Source organism: Martinezella hainanensis (assembly GCF_900094555.1).
Taxonomy (GTDB): domain Bacteria; phylum Pseudomonadota; class Alphaproteobacteria; order Rhizobiales; family Rhizobiaceae; genus Rhizobium; species Rhizobium hainanense.
Map to the genome: position 1 here is coordinate 550,524 of NZ_FMAC01000003.1, position 26,056 is coordinate 576,579.

General features: G+C 59.9%; 25 protein-coding genes. 20 read left to right on the forward strand and 5 right to left on the reverse strand.

From position 1 onward, the window contains the following. Positions 1-22: 22 nt before the first annotated feature. Positions 23-301 (reverse strand): HU family DNA-binding protein, encoded by a 279-nt coding sequence (locus GA0061100_RS13145; RefSeq protein WP_075853128.1) that lies wholly within the window; start codon positions 299-301, stop codon positions 23-25. Positions 302-656: 355 nt separating this feature from the next. On the opposite strand from GA0061100_RS13145, the gene GA0061100_RS13150 reads away from it, so the two are divergent. The 8 genes from GA0061100_RS13150 (at position 657) to GA0061100_RS13185 (ending at position 8,171) form a co-directional block, all read left to right on the forward strand. Continuing rightward, a complete protein-coding gene (locus GA0061100_RS13150; protein WP_075853129.1) occupies positions 657-878 on the forward strand; it encodes a hypothetical protein in 222 nt (73 codons plus the stop codon). A 166-nt stretch (positions 879-1,044) separates the two neighbouring features. Then, complete coding sequence (locus tag GA0061100_RS13155; protein ID WP_075853130.1) at positions 1,045-2,043, forward strand: Tim44 domain-containing protein; 999 nt, start codon at positions 1,045-1,047, stop codon at positions 2,041-2,043. A 213-nt stretch (positions 2,044-2,256) separates the two neighbouring features. Further along, positions 2,257-3,132, forward strand: a complete 876-nt coding sequence (locus GA0061100_RS13160; protein WP_075853131.1) for an arginase family protein — start codon at positions 2,257-2,259, stop codon at positions 3,130-3,132. Positions 3,133-3,332: 200 nt separating this feature from the next. Then, a complete protein-coding gene (locus GA0061100_RS13165; protein WP_075853132.1) occupies positions 3,333-4,157 on the forward strand; it encodes a class I fructose-bisphosphate aldolase in 825 nt (274 codons plus the stop codon). A gap of 21 nt (positions 4,158-4,178) precedes the next feature. Next, on the forward strand, positions 4,179-5,336 hold the full coding sequence (locus tag GA0061100_RS13170) for a Gfo/Idh/MocA family protein (RefSeq protein WP_075853133.1): 1,158 nt from the start codon (positions 4,179-4,181) through the stop codon (positions 5,334-5,336). Continuing rightward, positions 5,333-6,004: a D-lyxose/D-mannose family sugar isomerase gene (locus GA0061100_RS13175; protein ID WP_075853134.1), complete on the forward strand. Its 672-nt coding sequence runs from the start codon at positions 5,333-5,335 to the stop codon at positions 6,002-6,004. The genes GA0061100_RS13170 and GA0061100_RS13175 overlap by 4 nt, the downstream gene beginning before the upstream one ends. Further along, the gene (locus GA0061100_RS13180) at positions 6,004-7,059 is read left to right on the forward strand and encodes a carbohydrate kinase family protein (RefSeq protein WP_075853135.1); all 1,056 of its coding nucleotides are present in this window, start codon (positions 6,004-6,006) and stop codon (positions 7,057-7,059) included. The genes GA0061100_RS13175 and GA0061100_RS13180 overlap by 1 nt, the downstream gene beginning before the upstream one ends. Positions 7,060-7,160: 101 nt before the next feature. Continuing rightward, positions 7,161-8,171, forward strand: coding sequence for a zinc-dependent alcohol dehydrogenase family protein (locus tag GA0061100_RS13185; protein ID WP_075853136.1), 1,011 nt, complete (start codon positions 7,161-7,163; stop codon positions 8,169-8,171). 24 nt (positions 8,172-8,195) lie between these two features. Here GA0061100_RS13185 and GA0061100_RS13190 read toward each other — a convergent pair whose 3' ends face one another. Further along, a complete protein-coding gene (locus GA0061100_RS13190) occupies positions 8,196-9,218 on the reverse strand; it encodes a LacI family DNA-binding transcriptional regulator (protein ID WP_075853137.1) in 1,023 nt (340 codons plus the stop codon). A gap of 636 nt (positions 9,219-9,854) precedes the next feature. On the opposite strand from GA0061100_RS13190, the gene kdpF reads away from it, so the two are divergent. The 12 genes from kdpF to GA0061100_RS13245 all read left to right on the forward strand — a co-directional run bounded on the left by kdpF (position 9,855) and on the right by GA0061100_RS13245 (position 22,593). Continuing rightward, positions 9,855-9,944, forward strand: coding sequence for a K(+)-transporting ATPase subunit F (gene kdpF, locus GA0061100_RS13195; RefSeq protein WP_041678183.1), 90 nt, complete (start codon positions 9,855-9,857; stop codon positions 9,942-9,944). Positions 9,945-9,971: 27 nt separating this feature from the next. Then, the gene (kdpA, locus tag GA0061100_RS13200) at positions 9,972-11,675 is read left to right on the forward strand and encodes a potassium-transporting ATPase subunit KdpA (RefSeq protein ID WP_075853138.1); all 1,704 of its coding nucleotides are present in this window, start codon (positions 9,972-9,974) and stop codon (positions 11,673-11,675) included. A gap of 12 nt (positions 11,676-11,687) precedes the next feature. Further along, positions 11,688-11,849 (forward strand): hypothetical protein, encoded by a 162-nt coding sequence (locus GA0061100_RS34660; protein ID WP_159444778.1) that lies wholly within the window; start codon positions 11,688-11,690, stop codon positions 11,847-11,849. 48 nt (positions 11,850-11,897) lie between these two features. Then, complete coding sequence (gene kdpB, locus GA0061100_RS13205) at positions 11,898-13,985, forward strand: potassium-transporting ATPase subunit KdpB (protein WP_075853139.1); 2,088 nt, start codon at positions 11,898-11,900, stop codon at positions 13,983-13,985. Positions 13,986-13,997: 12 nt separating this feature from the next. Next, complete coding sequence (locus GA0061100_RS13210) at positions 13,998-14,603, forward strand: K(+)-transporting ATPase subunit C (protein WP_075853140.1); 606 nt, start codon at positions 13,998-14,000, stop codon at positions 14,601-14,603. A gap of 59 nt (positions 14,604-14,662) precedes the next feature. After that, entirely contained in the window at positions 14,663-17,374 is a 2,712-nt protein-coding gene (locus GA0061100_RS13215) for a sensor histidine kinase (RefSeq protein WP_075853141.1), read from the forward strand. Further along, entirely contained in the window at positions 17,371-18,063 is a 693-nt protein-coding gene (locus GA0061100_RS13220; RefSeq protein ID WP_075853142.1) for a response regulator, read from the forward strand. Before GA0061100_RS13215 ends, GA0061100_RS13220 begins: the two co-directional genes overlap by 4 nt. Before the next feature lie 99 nt (positions 18,064-18,162). Then, positions 18,163-18,618 carry a PTS sugar transporter subunit IIA gene (locus tag GA0061100_RS13225; protein WP_075853143.1) on the forward strand — a complete coding sequence of 152 codons (456 nt, stop codon included), beginning with the start codon at positions 18,163-18,165 and terminating at the stop codon, positions 18,616-18,618. Positions 18,619-18,780: 162 nt separating this feature from the next. Further along, a complete protein-coding gene (locus tag GA0061100_RS13230; protein WP_075853144.1) occupies positions 18,781-19,809 on the forward strand; it encodes a sulfate ABC transporter substrate-binding protein in 1,029 nt (342 codons plus the stop codon). Positions 19,810-19,815: 6 nt separating this feature from the next. Continuing rightward, positions 19,816-20,673 (forward strand): sulfate ABC transporter permease subunit CysT, encoded by an 858-nt coding sequence (gene cysT, locus GA0061100_RS13235; protein ID WP_075853145.1) that lies wholly within the window; start codon positions 19,816-19,818, stop codon positions 20,671-20,673. Beyond that, the gene (cysW, locus tag GA0061100_RS13240) at positions 20,663-21,535 is read left to right on the forward strand and encodes a sulfate ABC transporter permease subunit CysW (RefSeq protein ID WP_075853146.1); all 873 of its coding nucleotides are present in this window, start codon (positions 20,663-20,665) and stop codon (positions 21,533-21,535) included. Before cysT ends, cysW begins: the two co-directional genes overlap by 11 nt. A gap of 11 nt (positions 21,536-21,546) precedes the next feature. Next, positions 21,547-22,593, forward strand: a complete 1,047-nt coding sequence (locus GA0061100_RS13245; protein ID WP_075853147.1) for a sulfate/molybdate ABC transporter ATP-binding protein — start codon at positions 21,547-21,549, stop codon at positions 22,591-22,593. 3 nt (positions 22,594-22,596) lie between these two features. On the opposite strand, the gene GA0061100_RS13250 is transcribed toward GA0061100_RS13245, so the two are convergent. The 3 genes from GA0061100_RS13250 to GA0061100_RS13260 form a co-directional block, all read right to left on the reverse strand. Beyond that, positions 22,597-23,394, reverse strand: a complete 798-nt coding sequence (locus tag GA0061100_RS13250; protein ID WP_075853148.1) for an NAD-dependent epimerase/dehydratase family protein — start codon at positions 23,392-23,394, stop codon at positions 22,597-22,599. Between the two features lie 103 nt (positions 23,395-23,497). After that, entirely contained in the window at positions 23,498-24,340 is an 843-nt protein-coding gene (locus tag GA0061100_RS13255) for an endonuclease/exonuclease/phosphatase family protein (protein ID WP_075853149.1), read from the reverse strand. 123 nt (positions 24,341-24,463) lie between these two features. After that, positions 24,464-25,927: a phospholipase D-like domain-containing protein gene (locus GA0061100_RS13260; protein ID WP_075853150.1), complete on the reverse strand. Its 1,464-nt coding sequence runs from the start codon at positions 25,925-25,927 to the stop codon at positions 24,464-24,466. Positions 25,928-26,056 lie beyond the last annotated feature (129 nt).

Sequence of the window (26,056 nt, forward strand, 5' to 3'; positions counted from 1 at the left end):
CATCGGAACTTAACGATCCGGATTACTTGTTGAGTGCATCCTTCAGCGCCTTGGCCGGCGTGAAGGCGAGCTTCTTCGATGCAGCAACCTTGATGGTTGCGCCCGTTCCGGGATTGCGTGCTTCGCGCGCCGGCGTGTCCTTGACTTTGAACTTGCCAAAGCCCGGGATCGAGGTTTCGGCGCCGGATGTTGCGGCTCCGGCAATGGCTGCAAAGACGGCTTCGACAATCGCCTTGCTCTGGACTTTGGTAAGCTTGTGGTCTGCAGCAATCTTGTCTGCGATTTCATTGGTAGTGGTCATGAGGCTTCCCCCGCATTGATGACACCGGAATCATTTCCATTGCCGATGTCCATTGTCACCTGGAGTCCGGGCGGGAAAGGCCTAGAATGCCTGTGTTTCCACAGGTTCCAACGCTTTGAAGCCATTTGATGCGCCTTTTGCAGGTGATTTTCCGATTGAGCGCTCAGCCCAACAGCCGATTGGAGGGCGGCAAGTCATCTCCGCGGATGCCTGCGAATCTGCTGAAAAGGCCAGAATCGGGGGCTTTACCGCCCCTCTTTGTTATTCGGATGCGAGTTTTGGCGAAGCAATCGAGGCTGGCCTTTCGCGTTGCAGGTCTATAGAGGCTTGCTCAAGACGAATGGATGGACAGGTAATGGAACACGAGATCAAGATAGACAATCGCGGCGATTTCGGGCTTTGGGCCATCGAGGTCGCAAAGCAGATCATCAGTGAAGAGGGTTTTGAGCTGGCAAGGGCGGCTCGGGACGGCACGGACGATGATGTCCGCGCGGCCGGTAATGCGCTCGGGCAGGTAATCACCAATGCGCTGATGGAGGTCTATGACGGTCTGACCGAAAATGCGGATGAAGACTAGGATCAGCTCCGAGAATTGCGGCCAATGATCGGCACACTTGCAGGATTAGTATGTCCTGGATTGAATTTTAAAAGTTTCACCAACTTAAAATCGCAGCCTTACAATCGCGAACTGGCATTCCCATATAGGGGCGGAAATGATTTTCTGCCCAATGACAGGAGAGCCAATGTTCCGCGCAGTACCGCGTTTTGCCAAGATCGCAGCTATCGTCGTCCTTGCCGCCGCTTCGTCTCTAGCGACCTTTGACGCTGCCGATGCGCGGCGGGCTGGATCCAGCGGGTTCGGAAGCCGTGGGACGCGCACCTTCGATACTCCGGCTGTAACGAGGACGGCTCCCACGCAGGCAGCGCCCATCGATCGTACGATGACGCAGCGGCCGCAGCAGCAGACAACGACGCAGCCGCCGCTCGGCGCGCCGCAGCGCCCAGGCCTTTTCGGAGGCTTCGGCGGGTCGATGATCGGCGGTTTGATCGCCGGCGGTCTGCTCGGCATGATGCTCGGTCACGGTTTCGGCGGCGGCGTCGGCTTCCTCGGCATGCTGCTGCAGATCGGCCTGATCGTGCTTTTGATCAGCTTTGCCATGCGCTTCTTTGCAAACCGCCAGCGCACGCAATATGCGGCGCCCGGATCTGGGCCGTCCTACAACGCGAACGCCATGCATAACGTGGGCGCTTCGCCGCGTCCTTCCTTCTCCATCCCCTCCATTGGTGGTGGAGCGGCGGCGACGTCGAAGGCGCGCCAGGCCAATGACGAGATCGGGCTGCAACAGGCCGATCTCGATCGCTTCGAGCACCTTCTTACCGAAATCCAAACGGCTTACGGTGCCGAGGACTATGCGACGATCCGCAGGCTGACCACGCCCGAAGCGATGTCCTATCTGGCAGAAGAGCTCGGCGAGAACGCCACCCATGGCGTGCGCAACAGCGTTTCCGACGTTCGCCTGCTGCAGGGCGATATTGCGGAAGCCTGGCGCGAAGGCGACAGCGAATACGCAACGCTTGCCATGCGCTATTCCAGTATCGATGCGATGGTCGATCGTGCGACCGGGAAACTCGTCGACGGCGATGACCGCAATCCTTCGGAAACGACCGAGCTTTGGACTTTCGTTCGCAAGCCGGGCGCCGATTGGACGCTTTCCGCGATCCAGGGAACTGGCCAGCATTGATCCGAAATTGAAGTTTGCTGGAGATTGCCCCGCGTCGAAGGCGGGGCAGTCGGCCGACCCAGAACTGGGATGGTTCCTCGCCAGATTGGGATCGGCTTAATTTCGGTGGCGGCGCTGCCTGCTTGCATTGGCTGAAGAGCCGCCAGCTAAGTCATGTTTTCATCGAGAATGGACGATCCGAATTGAGGGATCGTGACTATGAAGAGGTAGACCATGACGATCGATCCGACGAAAATTCTGCGTCTGAACCTGCCTCAGTGGCAAGGTGGCGACCATCCCGACTACAGGATCGGCGCGCGCGTCCTTGCCGCTATCGCTCCTGAGCCGCTCGGGCCAGAGGAGACCGTTGCCGTACCGGAAGCAGATGGTGGTCCGCGTCCGACCGAACAGGGGATCGTCTCAAAGCAGGCACTTTTGAGTAATCTCGCAGCGGCAAAGAGTGCCATTGCTCGTCACAGTCCGGAAGCAATCGTTACCCTTGGCGGTGATTGTCTTATCAATCTCGCGCCAACAGCCTATCTCAGCGAACGATATGGCGAAGACCTTGCCGTGCTTTGGGTCGATGCTCACCCCGATATTATGACGGCCAGCGAATTCGCGCACGCCCATGCACATGTGCTCGGCATGTTGATGGGGATCGGCGATGCGGATTTTGTCGACGCGGTTCCACGGCCGGTAAAGGGAAGCAAAGTCTTGTATGTCGGGCTGACCGAGACCACACCCTATGAGACGGATTTCATTGCGAAACATGGAATGACGCGTCTCAGTCCGGAAGAGCTGGCCGGCTCGGCGGAGCCGGTATTGAAATGGCTGAGGGCTTCTGGTGCGAAGAAAGTCGCGGTGCATTTCGATCTCGATGTGCTTGACCCTTCCCTTTACGATTTCCTGCTGTTTCATGACCCCAATGCGAAGCCGAATGCTTTCGAGGGTGTAGCAAGGGGCAGGCTGCGTTTCGAGGACGTCGTCAGCATCCTGCGCGCTGTGGACGCGGAAGCCGATATCGTCGGGCTGGCGATCGCCGAATATATGCCGTGGAGCGCAATTCAACTGTCGAAATCGCTGCGGACAATTCCACTGCTGGGTGGATGATAGAGAGATGACGGAGGTAGGTTCGGGAAGCCCGCCTTTTTCTCGGAGCGGTATGTGTCTCCTGATGGCCAAACTGGCCGCGTAATCTGTTTCATCGAAAGAGAGGCGTATTGTGGAAACGATACCGCATTCACCTTGACTCGCCAGTCTTCTCCATTAATGTACCCATGTGGAAACGTTACCACATTGGGAGGAAATGGATGAAATCCGCGCGGCTCAACCGCCTGTTTGGCGTGTCCGGAAATTGTTTCGACGTCGCCATAGATCACGGCATGTTCAATGAACGCACCTTTCTTGCCGGAATCGAGGACATGCGGACGGCTATCAGGGTGATTGCGGATGCCGCACCGGATGCGATCCAGCTTCCGCCAGGCACCGCACCCATTCTGCAGGCGATCCCTGGCAAGCATCGCCCTGCGCTGGTGCTGCGCACGGATATTGCCAATATTTATGGCAATCCGCTGCCTTCGGCGCTGTTTTCCGAAATGATCGACCGGGGCGTGGAACAGGCCGTGGCGCTCGATGCCGCCTGTGTCGTCGTCAATCTTCTGATGCTGCCGGACCAGCCCGAAGTCTACCGCGCCTGCGTGCGCAACGTGAACAGCCTGAAGCGCGAATGCGAGATCTATGGCATGCCGCTGATGGTCGAGCCACTGGTCATGCAGGATAATTCCAAGGGCGCCTATATGGTCGATGGTGCGATCGACAAGATCCTGCCGCTGGTGCGCCAGGCCGCAGAACTCGGCGCCGACATCATCAAGGCCGACCCTTGCGATAATGTCCAGGAGTATCATCGTGTCATCGAGATCGCCCAGGGCCTGCCGGTGCTCGTGCGTGGCGGCGGCCGCGTCTCGGATCAGGAAATACTCTCGCGCACGAAGCAGTTGATGGAGCAGGGCGCCCGCGGCATCGTCTACGGTCGCAATGTCATCCAGCACAACAATCCTGCGGGCATGACGCGCGCCCTGATGGCGATCGTTCATGAGGAGGCTTCCGTCGAAGACGCCTCGCGGCATCTCGCCTGACGCATCCTGGGAGGAGGAGACATGACGAAAAAATTCCGTTTCGGCGTCATCGGCTGCGGCTTGATGGGGCGCGAATTCGCAAGCGCCGCGGCGCGCTGGCTGCATCTCGCCGATACCAGGGCACGGCCGGAAATCGTTGCCGTCTGCGACACGAATGCGGCACTGCTGGACTGGTTCAAGGATAATGTGCCGTCGGTCCGGCAGTTCACCAGCGATTACAAGGAGCTGCTGGCGAACCCGGATGTCGATGCGGTCTATTGCGCCGTGCCGCATGTGCTGCATCAGCAATTCTATATCGACATTCTGAAAGCCGGAAAGCATCTGCTTGGCGAAAAGCCGTTTGGCATGGATGCGGCACAGAACCGCGAGATCATGGCGGTGCTGTCGGAAAACCCGAAGCTTTTGGTTCGCTGCTCGTCGGAAATGCCGTTCTTCCCCGGTGCGCAGAAGGTCATCGCGCTCGCCGAAAGTGGCGAGATGGGCGATATTCTCGAAGTCGAGGCCGGCTTCCTGCATTCGTCAGATATAGACAGGCAAAAGCCGATCAACTGGAAGCGCATGGCCGAGATCAACGGCGACTATGGCTGCATGGGCGATCTCGGCATGCATGTTTTGCACGTGCCCTTGCGGCTTGGCTGGCGTCCGCAGACCCTGCACGCGCAGTTGGTCAAGAAGATCACAGAGCGTCCGGACGGCAAGGGCGGCATGGTGCCATGCACGACCTGGGACAATGCGACGATCAGCACTCGCGTCAGCGCGGGCGGCCAGGATTTTCCGATGGTGCTGAAGACCTGGCGTATCGCGCCGGGCGAAGCCAATACTTGGTATATTCGCATCCTCGGCATGAAGAAGAGCGCCTTCTTCACCACCAAATCGCCGCGGCAATGGCAGTGGATGGATTACACCGGCGGAGCGCAGGCCTGGAGCACCGAGGATCTCGGCTATGGCTCGCTCTTCCCAGCGATCACCGGCAAGATCTTCGAGTTTGGCTTCGCCGATGCCATCCAGCAGATGTGGGCGGCCTTCGTCGACGAACTGGCAGGCGGAAACGCCAATGGTTTTGCCTGCGCCACGCCGGAAGAGGCTCAGGCCCATCACGCGGTGCTGACCGCCGCGCTGAAATCCGGCCGTGAGAATATCGTGGTGCCGGTCGACTATGAAGGAGCGGTCGTACGATGAAGCGCTCCGAGATCAATGAAGCGCTGCGGCGCGCAAGCAGAACCTTAAACCATTGGCACTGGTCTCTACCGGAATGGGGTTACTGGACTGCTGCGGATTTCGCTGCCAATCGTGAAGCGGCGCGCTATCTGCGCAGCCATCAGCTGGGATGGGATGTGACGGATTTCGGCTCCGGTCGGTTCGCCGAATGCGGCCTCGTGCTGTTTTGTCTGCGCAACGGCATCGTCGGTGTCGAAGGCGAGCGCACCTATGCCGAAAAGCTGCTCTTCGTCGAGGAAGGGCAGGTAACGCCGACCCATCGCCATCAGGCCAAGATGGAAGACATCATCAACAGGGCTGGCGGCGATCTCGTGATCGAATTCGCCGCGACCGACGCCGAAGGCAATGTGCTGCGGGATGATGTGATTGTTCCGGTCGACGGCTTGCCGAAAAAACTTGCCGCATGGGAACCGCTGGTTCTCTCGCCAGGCCAAAGCGTGACGATCCAGACCGGGCTCTATCATCGTTTCTACGGCCGCAAGGGCGGCGGGCCTGTGTTCGTCGGCGAAGTCAGCCAGGTTAACGACGACAACAGCGATAATTATTTTCTGGAGCCGATCGGGCGCTTCGCCGCGGTCGAGGAGGACGAACCACCGCTGAGACCCCTTTGGAACGAGGCAGGCGGCTGATGCGAACCGGGGAGGAGGTTCGCGGCAGCGAAAGGAAAGACAAGGGGGGCATCGTCTGCGCGGGAAACTTCATCGTCGATCGCGTCCACACACTATCCTACTGGCCGGAGCAGGGTAATCTCGCCTATATCCAGCATCAGGACGTTGGCGTTGGCGGTGGGGCTGCCAATGTCGTCACCGATCTCGCCTCGCTCGGCTTTTCAGGAAAGCTTGCAGCGGCTGGCTGCATCGGCATGGACATCGATGGCGAGATCGTCAAGACGCGTCTGCGAGGCGCCGGCATCGATGTCAGCGGGTTGCGTGAGCTTCCCGACCATGCGACGGCGCATACCCATGTCATGAATGTGCCGGGGCAGAACCGCACGTTCTTCTATCATGGCGGTGCCAATGATGCAGTGACGGATGCGCTCATCTTACCTGCCGTCTTTGCGGCCGCCGGCTACCGGCTGTTCTATCTCGGCTATCTGATGCTGCTGCCCGGTCTTGACAGGATCGATGCTGAGGGGCGGTCGGGGGCATCCCGACTGCTGAAAGCCGCACGCGACGCCGGCCTGACCACCTGCGTGGATTTCGTCTCCAGCGAGGATCCGGAGTTTGCGGCGAAGGTGGGTTCAGCTTTGCCCTATTGCGATTTCCTTATCATCAACGAACTTGAGGCAGGGCGCGCAACCGGCATCACCGTGCGTGACGCCATGGGCGAATTGGATGAGACGGCGCTTTTGCTGGCGGGCGAACGATTGCTCACGGCAGGTGTTGCCAGGGGTGCAATCATTCACGCCCCGGAAGTCTCCTTCTGGCTTGCGCCGGGCGCAAAGCCAATTGTTTCAGATTCCCGACCGGTCGATGCCGCCGACATTGTCAGCACCGTCGGCGCCGGCGATGCCTTCTGTGCTGCTGTGCTCTATGGCCTGCATGAGGATTGGCCCGTCGAGCGCATCTGTGCGGTTGCGCATGCCGCGGCTGCCCGTTGCCTTGGAGGTGCCACAGCGACCGATGGTATCCCTGACATGGTGGTACTTCTGGAGGATGTGAGGGGGAAGCATGCCTGTGCCTAGCGCGGGCTGCAGGGCGGCAGTGTTCACCATTGGGTGCTATAGTGCAGATGGGAGCGGCGGAGTAGCATCAAAGAATCGAACCTTATGCTCGGAGGAGGCAAATGAGGGCAGTCCGTTTGGAAGCAATCGGCGATATGGTCATGCGCATGGTCGAGAAGCCGAATGCCGGGCCGGGAGAAGTGGTCGTCAGAGTTCTGGCCGCAGGCATCTGCGGTTCCGACCGGCACATGCACAAGGGGGAATACCCGACGGCTATCCCGGTCACCCTGGGTCATGAATTCTGCGGCCTTGTCGAAGAAGTGGGCGAGAGCGTCTCGTCGTTTGTCGGCGGAGAACTCGTTACGGTAGACCCGAATATCGCTTGCGGCACATGCTCTGCCTGCCGGCGTGGGCGGCCCAATCTATGCGCCAACCTGAAGGCTATCGGCGTGACGCGGGATGGCGGCTTTGCTGAGTATGTCGCGGTTCCCTGCGGCCAGGCGTTTACGCTGCCTCCCGATCTCGATCCCGTTCATGGTGCATTTTGCGAGCCGCTGGCCTGCTGCATCCATGCCATCGACAAGGCACAAATCCGTCCGGGTGACAGCGTCGCCATATTGGGCGGCGGTGTCATCGGCCTGCTTATGGTGCAACTGGCCCGCCTCGCAGGCGCAGACCAGATCATCCTGATCACGAGGCAGCTGTCGCGGCGCGAAGCGGCGTTGCGGCTCGGTGCGACACAGGCCCTCGATCCGACGGCGAGCGATGCGGTCGCCGCCGTCAAGGACGCGACCGGCGGTGGCGTGGATGTCGTCATAGAATGTGCCGGCGTTCCTGAAACGCTTCAGACCGGCGTACGGATGGCGCGGCGCGGCGGCGCTTTCATATTGTTCGGCGTAACGCCGGCCGGTCAGGAAGTGCCCGTGCCGCCATTCGATCTGCTCGTCAACGAGGTCGAGATCAGGCCAGCCTATCTCAATCCCTTCACTCATGCCCGCGCCGCCGCCATGGTGGCAAGCGGGATTCTGGAGCTGGATTCGCTTGTCACGAAGACGATCGGCCTTGAGGACGTTGCGGACGTCGTCGGCAGCGCACCATCAACTGGGGAGATCAAGGTCATCGTTCGGCCGTGAATGTCGCCTCCAGACCCTATCCATTCACTTGCGGATGGGGCCGGTGGAGTCGCGCTGGATCAAAGTGACGGATACTTTGATGATGGTCTTCTCTTCTCCGGCGTCTCGATCGGCCTGCTGTTCATCGATCAGGGCCTCTAGTCGCCGGACTGCCTGCTCGCCGACTCCACGGATCGGTTGGGCGATTGTCGTCAGTCGCGGAAAGACATAGGCCGCCTCCGGCAGATCGTCGAACCCGATCACCGAATAGTCGCGCGGCACGGAAAAGCCGTGATCCTGAACGGCATGGATTGTAGCAATCGCCGATATATCGGTCGTACCGATGATGCCAGTCATTTCTGGTCGGGAAGCGACCAATTGCCTTGCAAGCGGATAGGCGGCGGCGAAACTATGCTCCTCGGCCATGGATATGGCAGCGGGGGTAATACCGTGCTCAGCCATCTCGTCTTTAATGCCACGAAGCCGAAGCTGGACCGGTTGACTGTGGGCAGGGGCGCCGACAATGCCGATTTTTCGATGACCGAGTTCGATCAGGTGGCGGGCCATCATCCGCCCGCCTTCCTCATGGTCGGCCATGACTGCATCGTCCGCTACTCCGGGAAGCTCGCGATCGATCGCGACGATCGGGATATGGGCTTCGCGCAGGGCCTCGAAATGCTCCGTGCTGCCGAAGGCGCTTGCGACGATGACGCCATCGACGCGTTGCGACAGCAACATGGAAATGTAGCGCGCCTCGTGATCGATGTTTTCGGCGGTGCTGCAGATCAAGGTCTGATAGCCGCGCTGGAACAATTCCTGCTCGATTGCATGGGCAAGGATGCCGAAGAAGGGCACGTCGATCGACGGCAGCATCAGCCCGATCATCCGGCTCGGCGCGCCGCGCAGCATGCGCGCACCTTTGCTCGGGGTATAGTTGAGCGTACGGATGGCCGCTTCCACGCGCTCCCGGAGTTCTGGAGAAGCATAGCCGCTGTTGTTCAGCACGCGCGAGACTGACGAGACCGATGTTCCTGCGAGTTTGGCGATATGTCTGATGCTGGTCGTCACTTGCTCGCGTTTCTTTGGCTTGCGGTCGAATGGTCGGGAGTGAGGCCGTCGGAGTACAGGCCAACTCATCCCCGGACTAAATCACCGCCGGGATGCTGCATCAAGCGCCATGCATGCGGTCTTAATATTCCGCCATGTCAATCCTATCTATATTAGATTTAATGCATATGATATGATGCAATCATGGAGAGTGGCTTATATCGCTGAAGCAGCCTGGAATTTGTGCGGGTAGTCCAGGAAATTCAATGAAATAGAAGCCGCATATCCATGAGATAGGCCTGATGCTTCAAGCGAATTCGGCAATGCAGGCAGGCATATGAGCATACTCGCAGGCAGTCATCACCCGCATCGGCATTTATAAGATTTTTATATCTTCCACTTCTCCGCCGTCTCGAACCTTAATGCGGTTCGGTCGCATATTGTGTGTGGAAGATAACCCCAAGTGATCTTCCTGGTCGGCAGGAAAAAGAGGCGCTCTGAATAAGGGCGCTCTCCATCATTTCTGCATTCAACAATAACAATCAAGGAATCGCGATCGATGATGGACATTCTTCTTGTCGGGATCGGCGTTTTATTCTTCCTCCTTTGCGTCGCCTATACCAAGGCCTGCGACAGCCTCTAGTCGGAGAGACGGCAATGCTTCTCGATTACATTCTCGGTGGCGGCGTGACGATCTTTCTCACCGTCTACCTGGTCTATGCTCTCATTCGCCCCGAGCGCTTCTAACAGCGCTGGATAGGGAAAGTTACTTCCATGACCCTCAACGGATGGCTTCAGATCCTTATTTACATCGGGATCCTTCTCCTGCTCGTCAAACCGCTCGGCGGTTACATGACACGTGTCTTTACCGGCGAGCGCACCTTCCTCTCCTTCGTCCTCCGTCCTGTGGAACGGGGACTTTATCGTTTGGCCGGCACGGATGAGCGCGAAGAGCAGCACTGGACGACCTATTCGGTCTCGATGCTGCTGTTCAGCCTTGCCGGTTTCCTGGTTCTTTATGCACTGCAGCGCCTGCAGGGCGGCCTGCCGTACAATCCGGCCGGCATGACCGCGGTCGGCCCGGAACTGTCCTTCAACACGGCAACGAGCTTCGTCACCAATACCAACTGGCAGAACTATGGTGGCGAAAGCACGATGTCCTACCTGGTACAGATGGCCGGCCTGACGGTGCAGAACTTCGTTTCCGCGGCAACCGGTATCGCCATCGCCATTGCGTTGATTCGTGCCTTCGCACGTGCCTCTGGCAAGGCGATCGGCAACTTCTGGGTCGATATGATCCGCGCGACGCTTTACGTGCTGCTACCGATCTGCATCGTACTGACGATTGCTTTCGTCTATCTCGGCGTACCGCAGACGCTCGGTCCCTATGTCAACGCAACGACGCTCGAAGGTGCGCAGCAGACGATCGCGGTCGGTCCCGTTGCTTCGCAGCTTGCCATCAAGATGCTCGGCACGAATGGCGGCGGCTTCTTCAATGCCAACTCGGCGCATCCATTCGAAAACCCGGACGCGATCTCCAACCTTATTCAGATGCTGTCGATCTTCGCCGTCGGCGCGGCGCTCACCAACGTCTTCGGCCGCATGGTCGGCAGCCAGCGGCAGGGCTGGGCGATCCTGGCTGCGATGGGTACGCTGTTTATCGCCGGCGTGATCGTCACCTATTGGGCTGAAGCGGCAGGCAATCCGCTTGTTCATGCGCTCGGCATCCAGGGCGGCAATATGGAAGGTAAGGAAGTCCGCTTCGGCATTGCTGCCTCCTCGCTCTTCGCAGTCATCACCACGGCGGCATCGTGCGGTGCGGTCAACGGCATGCTCGATAGTTTCACCGCGATCGGCGGGCTGATCCCTCTCATCAACCTGCAGCTCGGCGAAGTCATCGTCGGCGGCGTCGGCGCCGGCTTCTATGGCATCTTGATGTTCGTCATCATTGCCATCTTCGTTGCAGGCCTCATGGTCGGGCGCACACCGGAATATCTCGGTAAGAAGATCGAAGCCAAGGAAGTAAAGATGGCAATGCTTGCCGTGCTTTGCCTGCCTGCCGGCATGCTGATCTTCACGGCAATATCCGTGGTATTGCCCTCCGCCGTCGCCTCGATCGCCAATGCAGGCCCGCACGGCTTCTCGGAAATCCTCTATGCCTACAGCTCGGCCGCGGCAAACAACGGCTCGGCCTTCGGCGGCCTGACCGGCAACACCCCCTGGTATAATACCACCCTCGGTATCGTCATGCTGATCGGCCGCTTCCTGGTCATCGTTCCGGCCCTTGCGATTGCCGGCTCGCTGATCAGCAAGAAGACTGTTCCTGCCTCGGCTGGTACCTTTCCGACGGACGGCCCGCTCTTCGTCGGCCTGCTCGTCGGTACGATCCTGATCGTCGGCGGCCTGACCTTCTTCCCGGCGCTGGCGCTTGGACCGATCGTCGAACATCTGTCGATGATTGCGGGCCAGACCTTTTAAGGGATGAGGGCCATGAGCCAACCGCTTCTAGGCAAACTTAGAAAAGTCATCGATCCACGCCCCTTCGATAGGGGGCGTGGCCCGGCCGGAATAACCTGCGCTTCCGACGCCATTTTGCTGGCGATGGTTGCCCTGTTTCTCGGTCTTGTCGTCTTCGGATTTTTAATCGGCTGATCGGCTGCGTTCCGATCTGACGTTTTCCTCTTCACGCTGGAGCCTCTTATGAGCCAGTTAAAATCAGCGAGTATTCTGGATTCTCGCATTCTCGTTCCGGCGATCGGCGCTTCGTTCAAGAAGTTGAACCCGCGCACGCTCGCCAAGAACCCCGTCATGTTCGTGGTCGCCGTCGTTTCGATGCTGACGACCGTTCTCTTCCTGCGCGACCTCGTCACCGGCGGCGGCAATCTTGCCTTCTCGCTACAGATCAATATCTGGCTGTGGTTCACGGTATTGTTTGCCAACTTCGCGGAGGCTGTCGCCGAAGGCCGCGGCAAGGCACAGGCGGATTCGCTGCGCAAGTCGCGCACCGAAACCCAGGCGAAGCTGCTCGTCGGCAACAGCCGCACCGACTACAAGATGGTGCCTGGCACCAGCCTCAAGGTCGGCGACATCGTGTTGGTCGAAGCCGGCGACATCATCCCCTCGGACGGCGAAGTTATCGAAGGCGTAGCCTCCGTCAACGAAGCCGCGATCACCGGCGAATCCGCACCCGTCATCCGTGAATCGGGCGGCGATCGCTCGGCCGTAACAGGCGGTACGCAGGTTCTGTCGGATGAAATTCGCGTGCGCATCACGGCCGCCGCCGGCTCGACCTTCATCGACCGCATGATCGCGCTGGTCGAAGGTGCCGAACGGCAGAAGACGCCGAACGAAATCGCGCTGAACATTCTGCTGGCCGGCATGACGCTGATCTTCGTGCTCGCGACCGTCACCATCCCGAGCTTTGCCGCCTATGCCGGCGGCTCGATCCAGACGGTCGTGCTCGTTGCGCTCTTCGTGACGCTGATCCCGACCACAATCGGCGCTCTGCTTTCGGCAATCGGTATTGCCGGCATGGACCGCCTAGTGCGCTTCAACGTGCTTGCCATGTCCGGCCGAGCCGTCGAGGCCGCCGGCGACGTCGATACGCTGCTCCTCGACAAGACCGGGACGATCACGCTCGGCAACCGCCAGGCGACCGCGTTCCGCCCCGTCCGGGGTATCAGCGAACAGGATCTCGCCGATGCCGCACAGCTTGCCTCGCTTGCCGACGAAACACCTGAGGGACGCTCGATCGTCGTGCTCGCCAAGGAAAAATATGCGATCCGCGGCCGCGACATGACGAGCCTGAAGGCGACGTTTGTTCCCTTCACTGCGCAGACCCGCATGAGCGGCGTCGACCTCGAAGGTTCGTCGATCCGCAAGGGTGCCGTCGATGCCGTCCTCTCCTATGTCGAAGGTGCTGCCAATGGCAGCCATGAGGGTACCGCCGTCATCTCCCGTACGTCGAGCGAAACACTGCGCGAACTGCAGGTGATCGCCGACGAGATAGCCAAGGCTGGCGGCACGCCGCTTGCCGTTGCCCGCGATGGCCGGCTGCTCGGCGTCATCCATCTCAAGGATATTGTCAAGGGTGGCATCCGCGAGCGTTTCGCAGAGTTGCGCCGCATGGGCATCCGCACCGTCATGATCACGGGCGACAACCCGCTGACGGCAGCCGCCATTGCCGCGGAAGCCGGCGTCGACGACTTCCTTGCCCAGGCGACCCCGGAGATGAAACTGGCGTTGATGCGCGAGGAGCAGTCCAAGGGCAAGCTCGTCGCCATGTGCGGCGACGGCACGAACGACGCGCCCGCACTCGCCCAGGCCGATGTCGGCGTTGCCATGAACACCGGTACGGTCGCGGCCCGCGAGGCCGGCAACATGGTCGATCTCGACAGCGACCCGACGAAGCTCATCGAGATCGTCGAAATCGGCAAGCAGCTGCTGATGACCCGCGGCGCCCTGACGACCTTCTCCATCGCCAACGATATCGCCAAGTATTTCGCCATCATCCCGGCGATGTTCATCGCCTTCTATCCGCAGCTGAAGATGCTGAACATCATGGGGCTGGCAACGCCGCAAAGCGCCATCCTCTCGGCTATCATCTTCAATGCGCTCATCATCGTCGCACTGATCCCGCTATCGTTGAAGGGGGTCCGCTATCGCCCGATCGGCGCAGGCGCGCTGCTCAGCCGCAACCTTTTGATCTACGGCCTCGGCGGCATCATCGTCCCCTTCATCGGCATCAAGGCCATCGACATGGCGATCACCGCCATCGGCCTCGCCTAAGGAGTTTCTCTCATGTTGAAACAAATCAGACCCGCCATCGTCATGATCGTCGCCACGACCGTCCTGACCGGTCTTGCCTATCCCCTTGCCATGACGGGCGTTGCCCAAGCGCTCTTTCCCCATCAGGCTAATGGCAGCCTGGTGGAGAAGGACGGCAAGGTGATCGGCTCGAGCCTTATCGGTCAGAATTTCACGGCGGATAAGTATTTCCACGGCCGCCCGTCTGCTACGACCGGCGCAGACCCGAATGACCCGACCAAGTCGGTTTCCGCACCCTACAATGCGGCCAATTCCGGCGGTTCCAATCTCGGTCCGACGAATTCGAGCCTGATGACACGCATCAAGGGCGATGCCGCAACACTGCAGGCGCAGAATCCCAACACGCCGGTTCCGATCGATATGGTGACGACATCCGGCAGCGGTCTTGACCCGCACATCTCGCCTGACGATGCCTATTTCCAGGTGCCGCGCGTCGCCAAGGCCCGCAACATGGACGAGGCCAAGGTCAAGTCGCTCGTCGACGCAGCCATCGAGCCGCGGGAGCTTGGCGTTCTTGGCGAGCCTGTCGTCAATGTGCTGGCATTGAACCAGGCGCTCGATGCTTCTATGACTCAATGAGTTGAAGGGGTTGAGACGGTTAGCGCCGTCTCAACCTTATCAGGAAAGACGACCCGCGAATGGCAGATGAAAGCCGCGACATGTTGAGCAGGCCTTCCCCCGATGCGCTTCTCGAAAAAGCGCGGGCCGAGACACGCGGGCGATTGAAGATCTTTCTGGGTGCGGCGCCAGGCGTCGGCAAGACCTATGAGATGCTGATGTCCGGCAGGGCGAAGATCGCCGACGGCGTCGATGTCGTGGTCGGCGTCGTTGAGACCCACGGCCGCCGCGAGACGCAGGCCCTGCTCGACGGGTTCGAGATCGTTCCGCGCGTCAATGTCGACTATAAGGGCAGGGCGCTTGAGGAGATGGATCTCGATGCCATCCTGAAACGCCGCCCCGAACTGGTGCTTGTCGACGAACTTGCCCATACCAATGCGCATGGCAGCCGGCATCCCAAACGCTATCTCGATGTCAAGGAGCTGCTCGAACGCGGGATCGACGTCTACACGACGCTGAATATCCAGCATGTCGAAAGCCTGAATGACGTCGTCTCGCAGATTACCCGCATCCGCGTGCGCGAGACGGTGCCGGATTCGATCATCGATCTCGCCGACGATGTCGAAATCATCGATCTCACGCCAGACGATCTCATCAAGCGGCTGCATGACGGCAAGGTCTATGTCTCGAAGACGGCCGAGCGGGCGCTCACCAACTATTTCACGCCTGGCAACCTGACCGCGCTGCGCGAGCTGGCGCTGCGGCGCACGGCGCAGCGCGTCGACGATCAGCTCCTGACCCATATGCAGGCGCACGCGATCCAGGGGCCATGGGCTGCCGGTGAACGTGTGCTCGTTTCCATCGATCATCACCCGCGTTCGGCCGCGCTTGTCCGCTATGCCGCGCGCATGGCATCGCGCCTGCGCGCGCCCTGGGCTGCCGTCTATGTCGAGACCAACCGCTCGATTAGCCTGACTGAGGCGCAGCGCGACACGATTGCCGCAACGCTCCGGCTTGCCGAACAGCTTGGTGGCGAAGCCATTACCCTTCCCGGTCGCGAAGTGGCAGAGGAGCTGCTTCGCCATTCGGCCAGCAACAATGTCACCCATATCGTCATCGGCTCGCCGAAAATCGGCTCCTGGCGCGATTGGTCCCGCCGTTCCGTTTCCTATGATCTTATCCGCAGGGCCGGGGATATCAGCGTCCATGTCATTTCCGGCAGCGATGCGGATGGCGAGGCTGCAAGGCGTGGCGTCAAGGTGGCGCCTTCGCCGCCTCCCTTCCAGCTGCGTGGCTATGTTCTGGCAACGCTCTATGTCGCCATTGCGCTCGGTTTCTGCGTCATCCTCGATCAGGTGCTGGATGTGCGAAACCTCGCCCTGGTCTTCCTGATGGCTGTGCTGGCCAGCGCGGTAACGCAGGGCCTGCGCCCGGCGCTTTATTCCTGCATTCTCGGCGCGCTCGCCTTCAATTTCTTTTTCCTGCCGCCGCGCTACACGCTGACGATCAGCGATCCGGAAAGCGTGCTCGCGTTCTTCTTCTTCCTCGGCGTCGCGGTCATTGCGAGTAACCTGACGGCGACGGTGCAGCGGCAGGCGGCAGCGGCAAGGCAGCGCGCGCGAACGACGGAAGACCTCTATCTCTTTTCGAAGAAACTTGCCGGCACCGGCACGCTCGACGATGTGCTGTGGGCAACCGCCTTTCAGTTGGCCTCGATGTTGAAGCTGCGGGTCGTGCTGCTTCTGCCGGAGCACGGCACGATCGCGGTCAAGGCCGGCTATCCCCCTGACGATACGCTCGATGATGCCGATATCGCGGCGGCGCGCTGGGCCTGGGAACATAATCACGCCGCCGGCCGTGGCGCCGATACGCTACCCGGGGCCAAGCGTCTTTATGTTCCCCTGCGCACCGGCCGTACCGCCGTCGGCGTCATCGGTCTCGACAGCGACCGTCGCGACGGTCCGCTTCTGACGCCGGAGCAGCAGCGGCTGCTCGATGCCCTTGCGGATCAGGCCGCACTTGCGATCGAGCGCGTGCAACTGGTTGCGGATGTGGACCGCGCCAAGCTGGCCGTTGAGGCCGATCGGCTACGCTCCGCACTGCTAACGTCCATTTCGCATGATTTGAAAACGCCGCTTGCGGCCATTCTCGGCGCGGCTGGAACGCTGCGCGACTATCTGGAGACGCTGCCGCACGAAGATCGCGTCGATCTCCTGTCGACTGTCATCGATGAATCCGAGCGCCTCAACCGCTTCATCGCCAACCTGCTCGATATGACCAAGATCGAGTCCGGTGCGATGGAGCCGAACTATGCCCTGCATTATGCCGGCGATATTGTCGGCAGCGCATTGCGGCGCGCTGCGAAGATCCTGATCCATCATCGCGTCGACGTGCAGATGCCCATCGATCTGCCGATGGTGAAGGTCGATCCGGTGCTGTTCGAACAGGTGCTGTTCAACCTGCTCGACAATGCCGCCAAATACGCGCCGGAAGGATCGGCGATCCGCCTCGAAGCCTGGGCTGATATCGACAATATCGTCTTCAGGGTCATGGATGAAGGGCTGGGCATTCCGCCTGCCGACCTCGAACGCGTCTTCGATACGTTCTATCGCGTGCGCAAGGGTGATCAGGTGCGCGCCGGCACCGGCCTTGGCCTTTCCATCTGCCGCGGTTTCATCGAAGCGATGGGCGGCACGATCGCTGCCGGCAACAGAACGGATCGGCAGGGGGCCGTCTTCACCATCCGCCTGCCGAAACCAACCGATGTCCCGAAGCTGGATGAGCTGAAATGAACACCACTGCCGTCAAGATCCTCGTCGTCGATGATGAGCCACCGATCCGTAAGCTGCTGCGCGTTGGCCTGGGTGCCCAAGGCTATGTCGTCAACGAGGCGCAGAACGCCGCATCGGCTCAGGCATCGGTCGACGAGGACCAGCCCGACCTGATCGTGCTCGATCTCGGTCTGCCGGACAAATCGGGGCAGGATCTGCTCCTGGAATGGCGTGAGGATGGAGTTCAGATCCCCGTTGTCATCCTGTCCAGTCGCACCGACGAGGCGGGTATCGTCAAGGCGCTCGAAAGCGGTGCCGACGACTATGTGACCAAGCCCTTCGGCGTCAACGAGCTTGCGGCGCGCATCCGCGTGGCGCTACGCCATCGCCTGCAGCAGCAGGGCGAGAAGGCAATCTTCCAGACCGGCGGTCTGTCCATCGATCTCGTCAAGCGCATCGTCAAGGTCGATGGCAAGGAGATCAAGCTGTCGCCCAAGGAATACGACATCCTGCGCGTGCTTGCCCAGCATGCCGGCAAGGTGCTGACGCACCAGTTCCTGTTGAAACAGATTTGGGGGCCGGCGGCCGATGTGCAGTATCTGCGTGTCTATGTCCGCCAGCTCAGGCAGAAGATCGAAGAGGTGCCTGATCAGCCGCAATATATCACGACCGAGACAGGTGTCGGCTACCGACTGCGGGAACCGGATTGAGGCGGCCGGGAACCAGAGCCGATTATCGAGGCGATTTGGCCTCGATCTTACGGCGATGAATGTCATTTCAGAATTTATTGCCCGACCTTGAGTGCGACCATGGATCTTTCCACCATCATTCTTCCCGAACATGTTTTTGTCGGCGTCTCTGCTCCGACCAAGTGGCGTGCGCTGCAGATATTGTCGTCGAAGGCGGCCAGTTGCTTCGGTCTGGATGAGACAATGGTGCTGCGGGCACTGGAGACACGCGAAAAGCTGGGCACGACCGGGATCGGCAACGGTGTTGCCGTTCCACATGCAGCCATTGCCGGCATGACGCGGCCGAGAGGGTTGATGGTGCATTTTGCCCATGCCGTTGATTTCGAGGCTATCGATGACGTGCCGACGGAATGGGCGTTCGTCCTGCTCTTCGGTGAGGCTGGCCGCAGCGACTATCTGAACGTGCTCGCCGCGATCGCCAGGCGCTTGAGGACAGAAGGTGTCCTGACGGCGATGCGGCAGGCAAAGACTGCCGACGAACTCTATTCCGTATTCCTCTCCGACACCATTCTCTGACGATATCGCCCATCGCGCCCTGATAGTCATTCGGGAATGTGATTTCACTTTTCCCGATTCTATGGGATGCTGTTCTCCGTAGTTGCCCAAAACGGGAACTGTCTTCGTTACTTTATACGACCAAGTTGATAGGGTTTAAGGACAAACGAAGGGGGTGCATCCATGCAGACGATAAAGCTTTCTCGGCTTCTCGCCACCGCAGTTCTGATCGGTAGTTTCTCGATTGCGGCCATCGCGCCGACCTGGGCGGCGGACAAGACGCTTCTCAATGTTTCCTACGATCCGACCCGTGAACTCTACAAGGACTTCAACACGGCTTTTGCCGCCAAGTGGAAGAAGGACACGGGCGAAACCATCAATATCAAGGCTTCGCATGGCGGCTCCGGCGCGCAAGCCCGCTCGGTCATCGACGGTCTCGATGCCGATGTGGTGACGCTGGCGCTCGAAGGCGATATCGACGCGATCGCCAAGGCAACGCACAAGATCCCGGCCGACTGGAAGACAAAGTTCCCGAACAATTCTGTTCCTTATACTTCGACCATTGTCTTCCTCGTGCGCAAGGGTAATCCCAAGGGCATCAAGGACTGGCCGGATCTCGTCAAGGACGGCGTTGAAGTCATCACGCCGAACCCGAAGACCTCCGGTGGCGCCCGCTGGAACATCCTCGCAGCCTGGGCCTGGGCCAAGCAGGCCAATGGCGGCGACGATGCCAAGGCGCAGGAATATCTCACCCAACTCCTGAAGCATGTGCCGGTTCTCGATACCGGTGCGCGCGGCGCCACGACGACCTTCGTCCAGCGCGGTCTCGGCGATGTTCTGCTCGCCTGGGAAAACGAAGCCTACCTCTCGCTCGACGAGCTTGGTCCGGATAAATTCGAAGTCGTGACCCCGTCCTTCTCGATCCGTGCCGATCCGCCGGTTGCCGTCGTCGATGGCAATGTCGACACCAAGGGCACGCGCAAGGTCGCGGAAGCCTATCTGAACTATCTCTACTCGGATGAAGGCCAGAAGATTGCGGCCAAGCATTACTACCGGCCGATCAAGCCGGAAGTGGCTGACCCCAAGGATATCGCCCGCTTTCCGACCTTGAAGCTCGCAACCATTGACGATTTCGGCGGTTGGTCTCAAGCTCAGCCGAAGTTTTTTAACGATGGCGGCATCTTCGATCAGGTTTACAAGCCGGGGCAATAAGACTGAATGCATTCTATAACCCGCAAACGGTGGCGGTTACGGCAGCCGAGCGTCATTCCGGGATTCGGATTGGCGCTCGGCGTTACCTTGGCTTGGCTCATCTTCATTGTTCTCATTCCGCTGTCGGGACTGCTGTGGAAAAGCAGCGCTCTCGGCTGGGAGAAATTCTGGGCTCTCGCGCTTGATGTGCGCACGCTTTATGCGCTGCGCATGAGTTTTGGCGGCGCCTTTATCGCGGCGCTGGTCAATGCCGTGCTCGGGCTCATTCTTGCCTGGGTCCTGGTGCGATACCGCTTTCCGGGTAAGCGCATCCTCGATGCGATGGTCGATCTGCCGTTCGCCCTGCCGACAGCGGTGGCCGGCATTGCGCTGACGACGCTCTATGCGCCGAATGGCTGGATCGGGCAGTTCCTGACGCCGCTCGGTATCAAGATCGCCTTTACGCCGGTCGGCATCGTCATCGCGCTGATCTTCGTCGGCTTGCCTTTTGTGGTGCGCACCGCACAGCCCGTCATGGAGGAGATCGACCGCGAGGTCGAGGAGGCGGCGGCGACGCTTGGAGCGTCGCGCTTCCAGACGATTACCCGTGTGCTCTTGCCAGGCCTTGCTCCTGCAGCCCTGACAGGGTTTGCGCTGGCATTCGCGCGTGCGGCCGGCGAATACGGATCGGTCATCTTCATTGCCGGCAACAAGCCTTATGTTTCGGAAATCGCGCCGCTGCTCATCGTCATTCGTCTGGAGGAGTATAATTATTCCGCGGCAACGGCGATCGCGACGGTGATGCTGTTCATTTCCTTCACTATGCTTTTGATCATAAACCTCATCCAGTCTTGGAGCAGAAGGAGATATGGCTATGGCGCATGATCTTTCTGCCGCAGCGGATACGGGTCATTCGGTCATCACCGAAAGCCGATTTGCCCGTATTATTTTCATCTCGATCTCGCTGGTCTTCCTGACGCTGATGGTACTTCTGCCGCTCGCGGCCGTTTTCGTGGAGGCTTTCCGCAAGGGGATCGAGACCTTCTTCGAAGCCCTCGTCGACGAAGAGACTTTCGCGGCCATCCGGCTCACATTGATCGTTGCCGGCATCAGCGTGCCGCTTAACCTCGTCTGCGGCGTCGCTGCCGCATGGGCGATCGCCAAGTTCGAATTCAAGGGCAAGGCGTTCCTGACGACGCTGATCGATCTGCCGTTCTCGGTGTCCCCGGTCATCTCCGGTCTGGTCTTCGTGCTGCTGTTCAGTTCGAACAGCGCGCTTGGCCCCTGGCTGCAGAGCAACGGCATTCAGATCCTGTTTGCGGTTCCGGGCCTTGTGCTGGCGACGATGTTTGTCACCTTTCCCTTCGTTGCGCGCGAACTGATCCCGCTGATGCAGGAGCAGGGCAGTGCGGACGAGGAGGCGGCGCTTTCGCTCGGGGCCAATGGCTGGCAGACCTTCTGGTATGTCACACTACCGAACATCAAATGGGGTCTGCTCTACGGCGTGCTGCTTTGCAATGCCCGTGCTATGGGCGAGTTCGGCGCCGTCTCGGTCGTCTCGGGCCACATCCGCGGCGAAACCAACACGATGCCTTTGCAGGTCGAGATTCTCTATAACGAATATAATTTCTCCGGGGCTTTTGCCGTTGCCACGTTACTGGCTCTGCTTGCTCTGATCACACTGATACTGAAGACGTTGCTGGAAATGCGCTATAGCGAAGAGATCGCAGCCAGCCGGCGTCACTGAAGGAATTCTTGATGGAAGTTCGCGTTCAAAATCTGCGCAAGGAATTCGGTCGATTTCCCGCTCTGCACGATGTTTCCCTGGACATCCGCTCGAGCGAACTGATTGCGCTTCTCGGCCCTTCCGGCTCCGGCAAGACGACGCTGCTGCGTCTGATCGCCGGATTGGAAACACCGACGGAAGGCAAGATTTTCTTCGGTGAGGATGATGCTTCGCTGAAGACCGTGCAGCAGCGCAATATCGGCTTCGTGTTTCAACACTACGCGCTCTTCCGGCACATGACGGTGCTCGACAATATCTCCTTCGGCCTCAAGGTCCGCTCGGCATCGCGTCGTCCGCCACGCGATGAAATTCGCCGGCGTGCCATGGAATTGCTGGAGCTTGTGCAACTGAAGGGCCTGGAGAAGCGTTATCCGACGCAGCTTTCCGGCGGTCAGCGGCAGCGCGTCGCGCTGGCGCGCGCCATGGCGGTGGAGCCGAATGTCCTGCTTCTCGACGAGCCCTTCGGCGCGCTCGATGCGCAGGTGCGCAAGGACTTGCGCAAATGGTTGCGGGAGATCCATGATCGAACTGGCCACACGACTGTTTTCGTGACCCACGATCAGGAAGAGGCGCTTGAGCTTGCCGACCGCGTCGTCGTGCTCAACAAGGGCGCCATCGAACAGGTCGGCACGCCGGACGAAATCTACGATACGCCGAATTCGCCTTTCGTCTATGGGTTCATCGGCCAGTCAAATCGCGTCAAGGTGCGCATCACCAGCGGCGAAATCTGGTTCGACGACAAACCGCTGGGGCTCAGCACGCCGCACGAACCGGACGGCGAGGCTCACCTGTATTTCCGTCCGCATGACATCGAACTGAGCGATGGCGATTCCGGCGCGATTGCTGGCCTGCTTGTCGCCAGCCGCCGCGTCGCGGGCACTCGCCATCTTGAGATTGATATCGGTCCCGAGCATGAGGGCATCGAGATCGAGTTGCCGCCGAACAAGGCCGATGCGCTGGATCGCAATCGCATCGCCTTCAGGCCGACCCGCTGGAAGCTGTTCCGCAACGGCGTCTGACGATCAGTCCTCGGGATGGCCGGACGAGGCGAAACCGCCCCCTTGGAAGATGACGGCCGGATCGTTGGGATCTTCCGGCGGTGTTCTTGATAGGATTTCCGCTCGCCATGGAGCGGCACTGTCGCGCGGTTTCCAGCCGAGGAAAGCGGCATTGCTGTTGTCCCACCACTGCTCGTCATTGTCGGAGGCGCCATAGACGATCGTGTGCCCCAGCCTGGGCGCGTCGAAAGCGCAGCCGCAAAGGGAGAGAAAATCCCGGACGCTGAACCATGTGGCGAGCATGCGCGTATTGCGCGGCTCGGGAAAGCACGAGCCTATGCGCACTGAAAGCGTTTCCTGGCCGAACTTGTCGAAATAGAGGCTGGCGACCGCCTCGCCGAACACCTTTGACACGCCATAGAGCGAGTCCGGCCGTGTCGGCACCTTGTTGTCGATCCGCTCATCCCGGCGATAAAAGCCGATTGTATGATTGGAGCTCGCAAAGACGATGCGCGGCTTGCCGGCGGCGCGAGCGGCTTCATAGAGATTATAGAGGCCGAGGATATTGCCCTGCATGATCAGATCGAAGGGCTTTTCCACTGAGATCCCGCCAAGATGGATGATGCCGTCCACACCTTTCACCATCGCGTCGACGCCGCTGCGGTCGGCGAGATCGCAGGCGACGAAACGCTCGTTCGGGCGCAGGTCGCTTATCGGCGCGAGGTCGGACAATACGACATTCTCGGCGATCTGCGACAGAAGCGGCCGGATTGCCTGGCCAACGCCGCCGGCGGCGCCGGTCAGCAACAGAGTTTTCAGCATGATTGTCTCCCGGATCGGTCATTTCGGCGGGCAGACTATAAGATGGTCCTTCGCCCGTCATCACATATATCGGTGGGATCAACATGAAGGATGTCGATAATGTCTAGGCAGTCTGTGAATGCATCCGGGCGTCGACGTCGAGCGCTTCCAGGCTGACCACGGCCTTGATGGGCAGATGATCCGATGCCACGCGCGCCAGCGGCGAGTCATGCACCTCGACAGCTGAGATCATGCCGCGACGGTTTGCCATGATGCGATCGAGCGCCAGAAGCGGCAGCGTCGAGGGGAAGCTCGGAACAGCGGGAGGCAATGGTCCAAAGGCGTTCTGAAAGGTATTGAGGGACGAGCGGTCGCCCAGACGCCACTCATTGAGATCGCCGAGAAGGATGGTGGGCGTCTCGCTGCCGTCGTTCATCAGGTCGACGATCAGGCGCGTCTGCTGCGCACGCGAGCGATGCAGCAGGCCGAGATGTGCGGCAATGATCCTGAGGCTGCCGCCGCTCGCCAATTCCAGTTCGGCAATCAAGGCGCCGCGCGGCTCCAGCCCGGGCAGGTTGATCTGATGCACATCGCGAACCGTGCCCTGCTTGAAAAGCACGACATTGCCGTGCCAGCCATGCGCCTTGGTAACGCCGGCGATCGGCACCGGGATAAGACCCGTCTCGCGTTCGAGCCGGCGCAGATCGAGGATACCGGTGCGTTCTCCAAAACGCGTATCGGCTTCCTGCAGGCCGATGACATCGGCATCGATTTCATGGATGACGCGGCTTGTTCTTTCGGGATCGAAGCGGCGGTCGGCGCCGACGCATTTATGGACATTGTAGGAGGCGATCAATGTGCCTTCAGGTCGGTCCGGCTTGCCGCCGGCCGGTTTGGGGCGCGATTTCTTTCGGTTCTTCAGACTTTCCAGAATGCTCGCACGGAGACTTTCTTTCTTCTTTCGCATCTATCCGTCGACCGTTCCTTGATCAGACCATGTCGGGCACATGGGTAAGAGTATAAGAACCGATGGTTTGCCTTGTCATGTAAAAAGGCTGCGACAAAGGCAGATTGTATGGCAGTGCGACCGTCAGAGATAGGGTGAGCCTAGCCAAAGAACCTTCTCGATAAGCCTTACGATGAAAGGGCGTGCCCGAAGCTTTTCGAGATCGACCGGATGCGCCGTTTCGAGGATTGTGCCGATATGCGCATCGATCGTGCCGGCAAAGCCGCGATCGAGGACTTCAAGATCCACCTCGAAATTGAGCCGCAGGGAGCGTGGATCGAGATTGGACGAGCCGACATAGGCCCAGATACCGTCGATGGCTAAAAGCTTGGAATGGTTGAAGGCGCCTTCGGCGCGCCAGATACGGCAATAGTTCTTCAGCATCTGATCGAATTGTGCCGTCATGGCGCGGTCGACGAGCACGAGATTGTTGGCCGTCGGCACGATGATATCGACCTCGACACCGCGCCGCGCTGCCGTCACCAGTGCACTGATCAGTTCTCGATCCGGCAGAAAATAGGGCGACATGATGCGGATGGATTTGTGCGCCACCGAAAGCGCGCCGATCAGCATCTTGTGATTGGTCTCGACGCTGCGATCCGGGCCGGAGGCGACGACCCGCATGAAGACGGGCGCTCCGGGCTCGTTGGAGGGCGCGGCAATTCGCCATTCCTCGCCATTCAGGACTTCACCCGTTGTAAAGCGCCAATCCTCGGCCGCCGTATTGAAGAGATCGGCAACGGCGGGGCCTGTCACGCAGAAATGCATGTCGCGGGCGCTATGCTCGTGGGCGAATTCGCGTGTGAACCCCTGGCGGATATTCATGCCGCCGGTAAAGGCAACTCGCCCGTCGATGCTGAGGATCTTACGGTGGGTGCGCAGGTTGGCATAGGGCAGCCGGAGGCCGATGATGACGTTGCCATTGAAGACGTCGACCTGCACGCCCCCCTCGCTCAGATAGCCCATGATGCTCGGCACGGAATAGCGGGCGCCGACGGCATCGATCAATACGCGGACGCTGACGCCGCGTTTGGTCGCGGCAATCAGGGAATCGGCGATGCGAAGACCGATGGGGTCGCGATCGAAGATGTAGGTCTCCATCAGGATGCTGCGTTCGGCGCCGTCGATTGCGGCCTTCATCGCGGCATAGGCGACGTCGCCGCTCGTCAGCATCTCGATCGTGTTGCCGGTGCTCATCGTGTAGCGGACGACACGATCGCCCAGCGTCTTCATCGAACCGAAGCGATCACCGAACCGCCGCCGCACCTCAGCATCATCGGCGTCGAAGCTGGAGGGCTCGCCATTCGCATCCGTGCGAAAGAGCGCCTCGCGCTGCGAGCTGAGAGAGGCCCGGCGGATGCGATTGATGCCGGCGACGGCATAGAGCAAGGCACCGATGATGGGCGACAGGATGACGACACCGACCCAGCCGGTAGCCGCGCGGACATCCTCTTTGGTCATAGCTGCATGGATTGCAGCAGCGGCTCCCATCACGACGGACAGGACGGCGAGAATTTGGCCCCAATGGGCAGCCACGAGGTCGATCATGACGCAAGTATATCCTTGCCCGCAAAAGCTGCAATGAGTAGGCCTGCGATCGTCAAGATGTCATCAATAGCGGTGCGAAACCTCATCTTATTAGATATTTTTAATTGAACCCTGTTCTGACCAGCATCA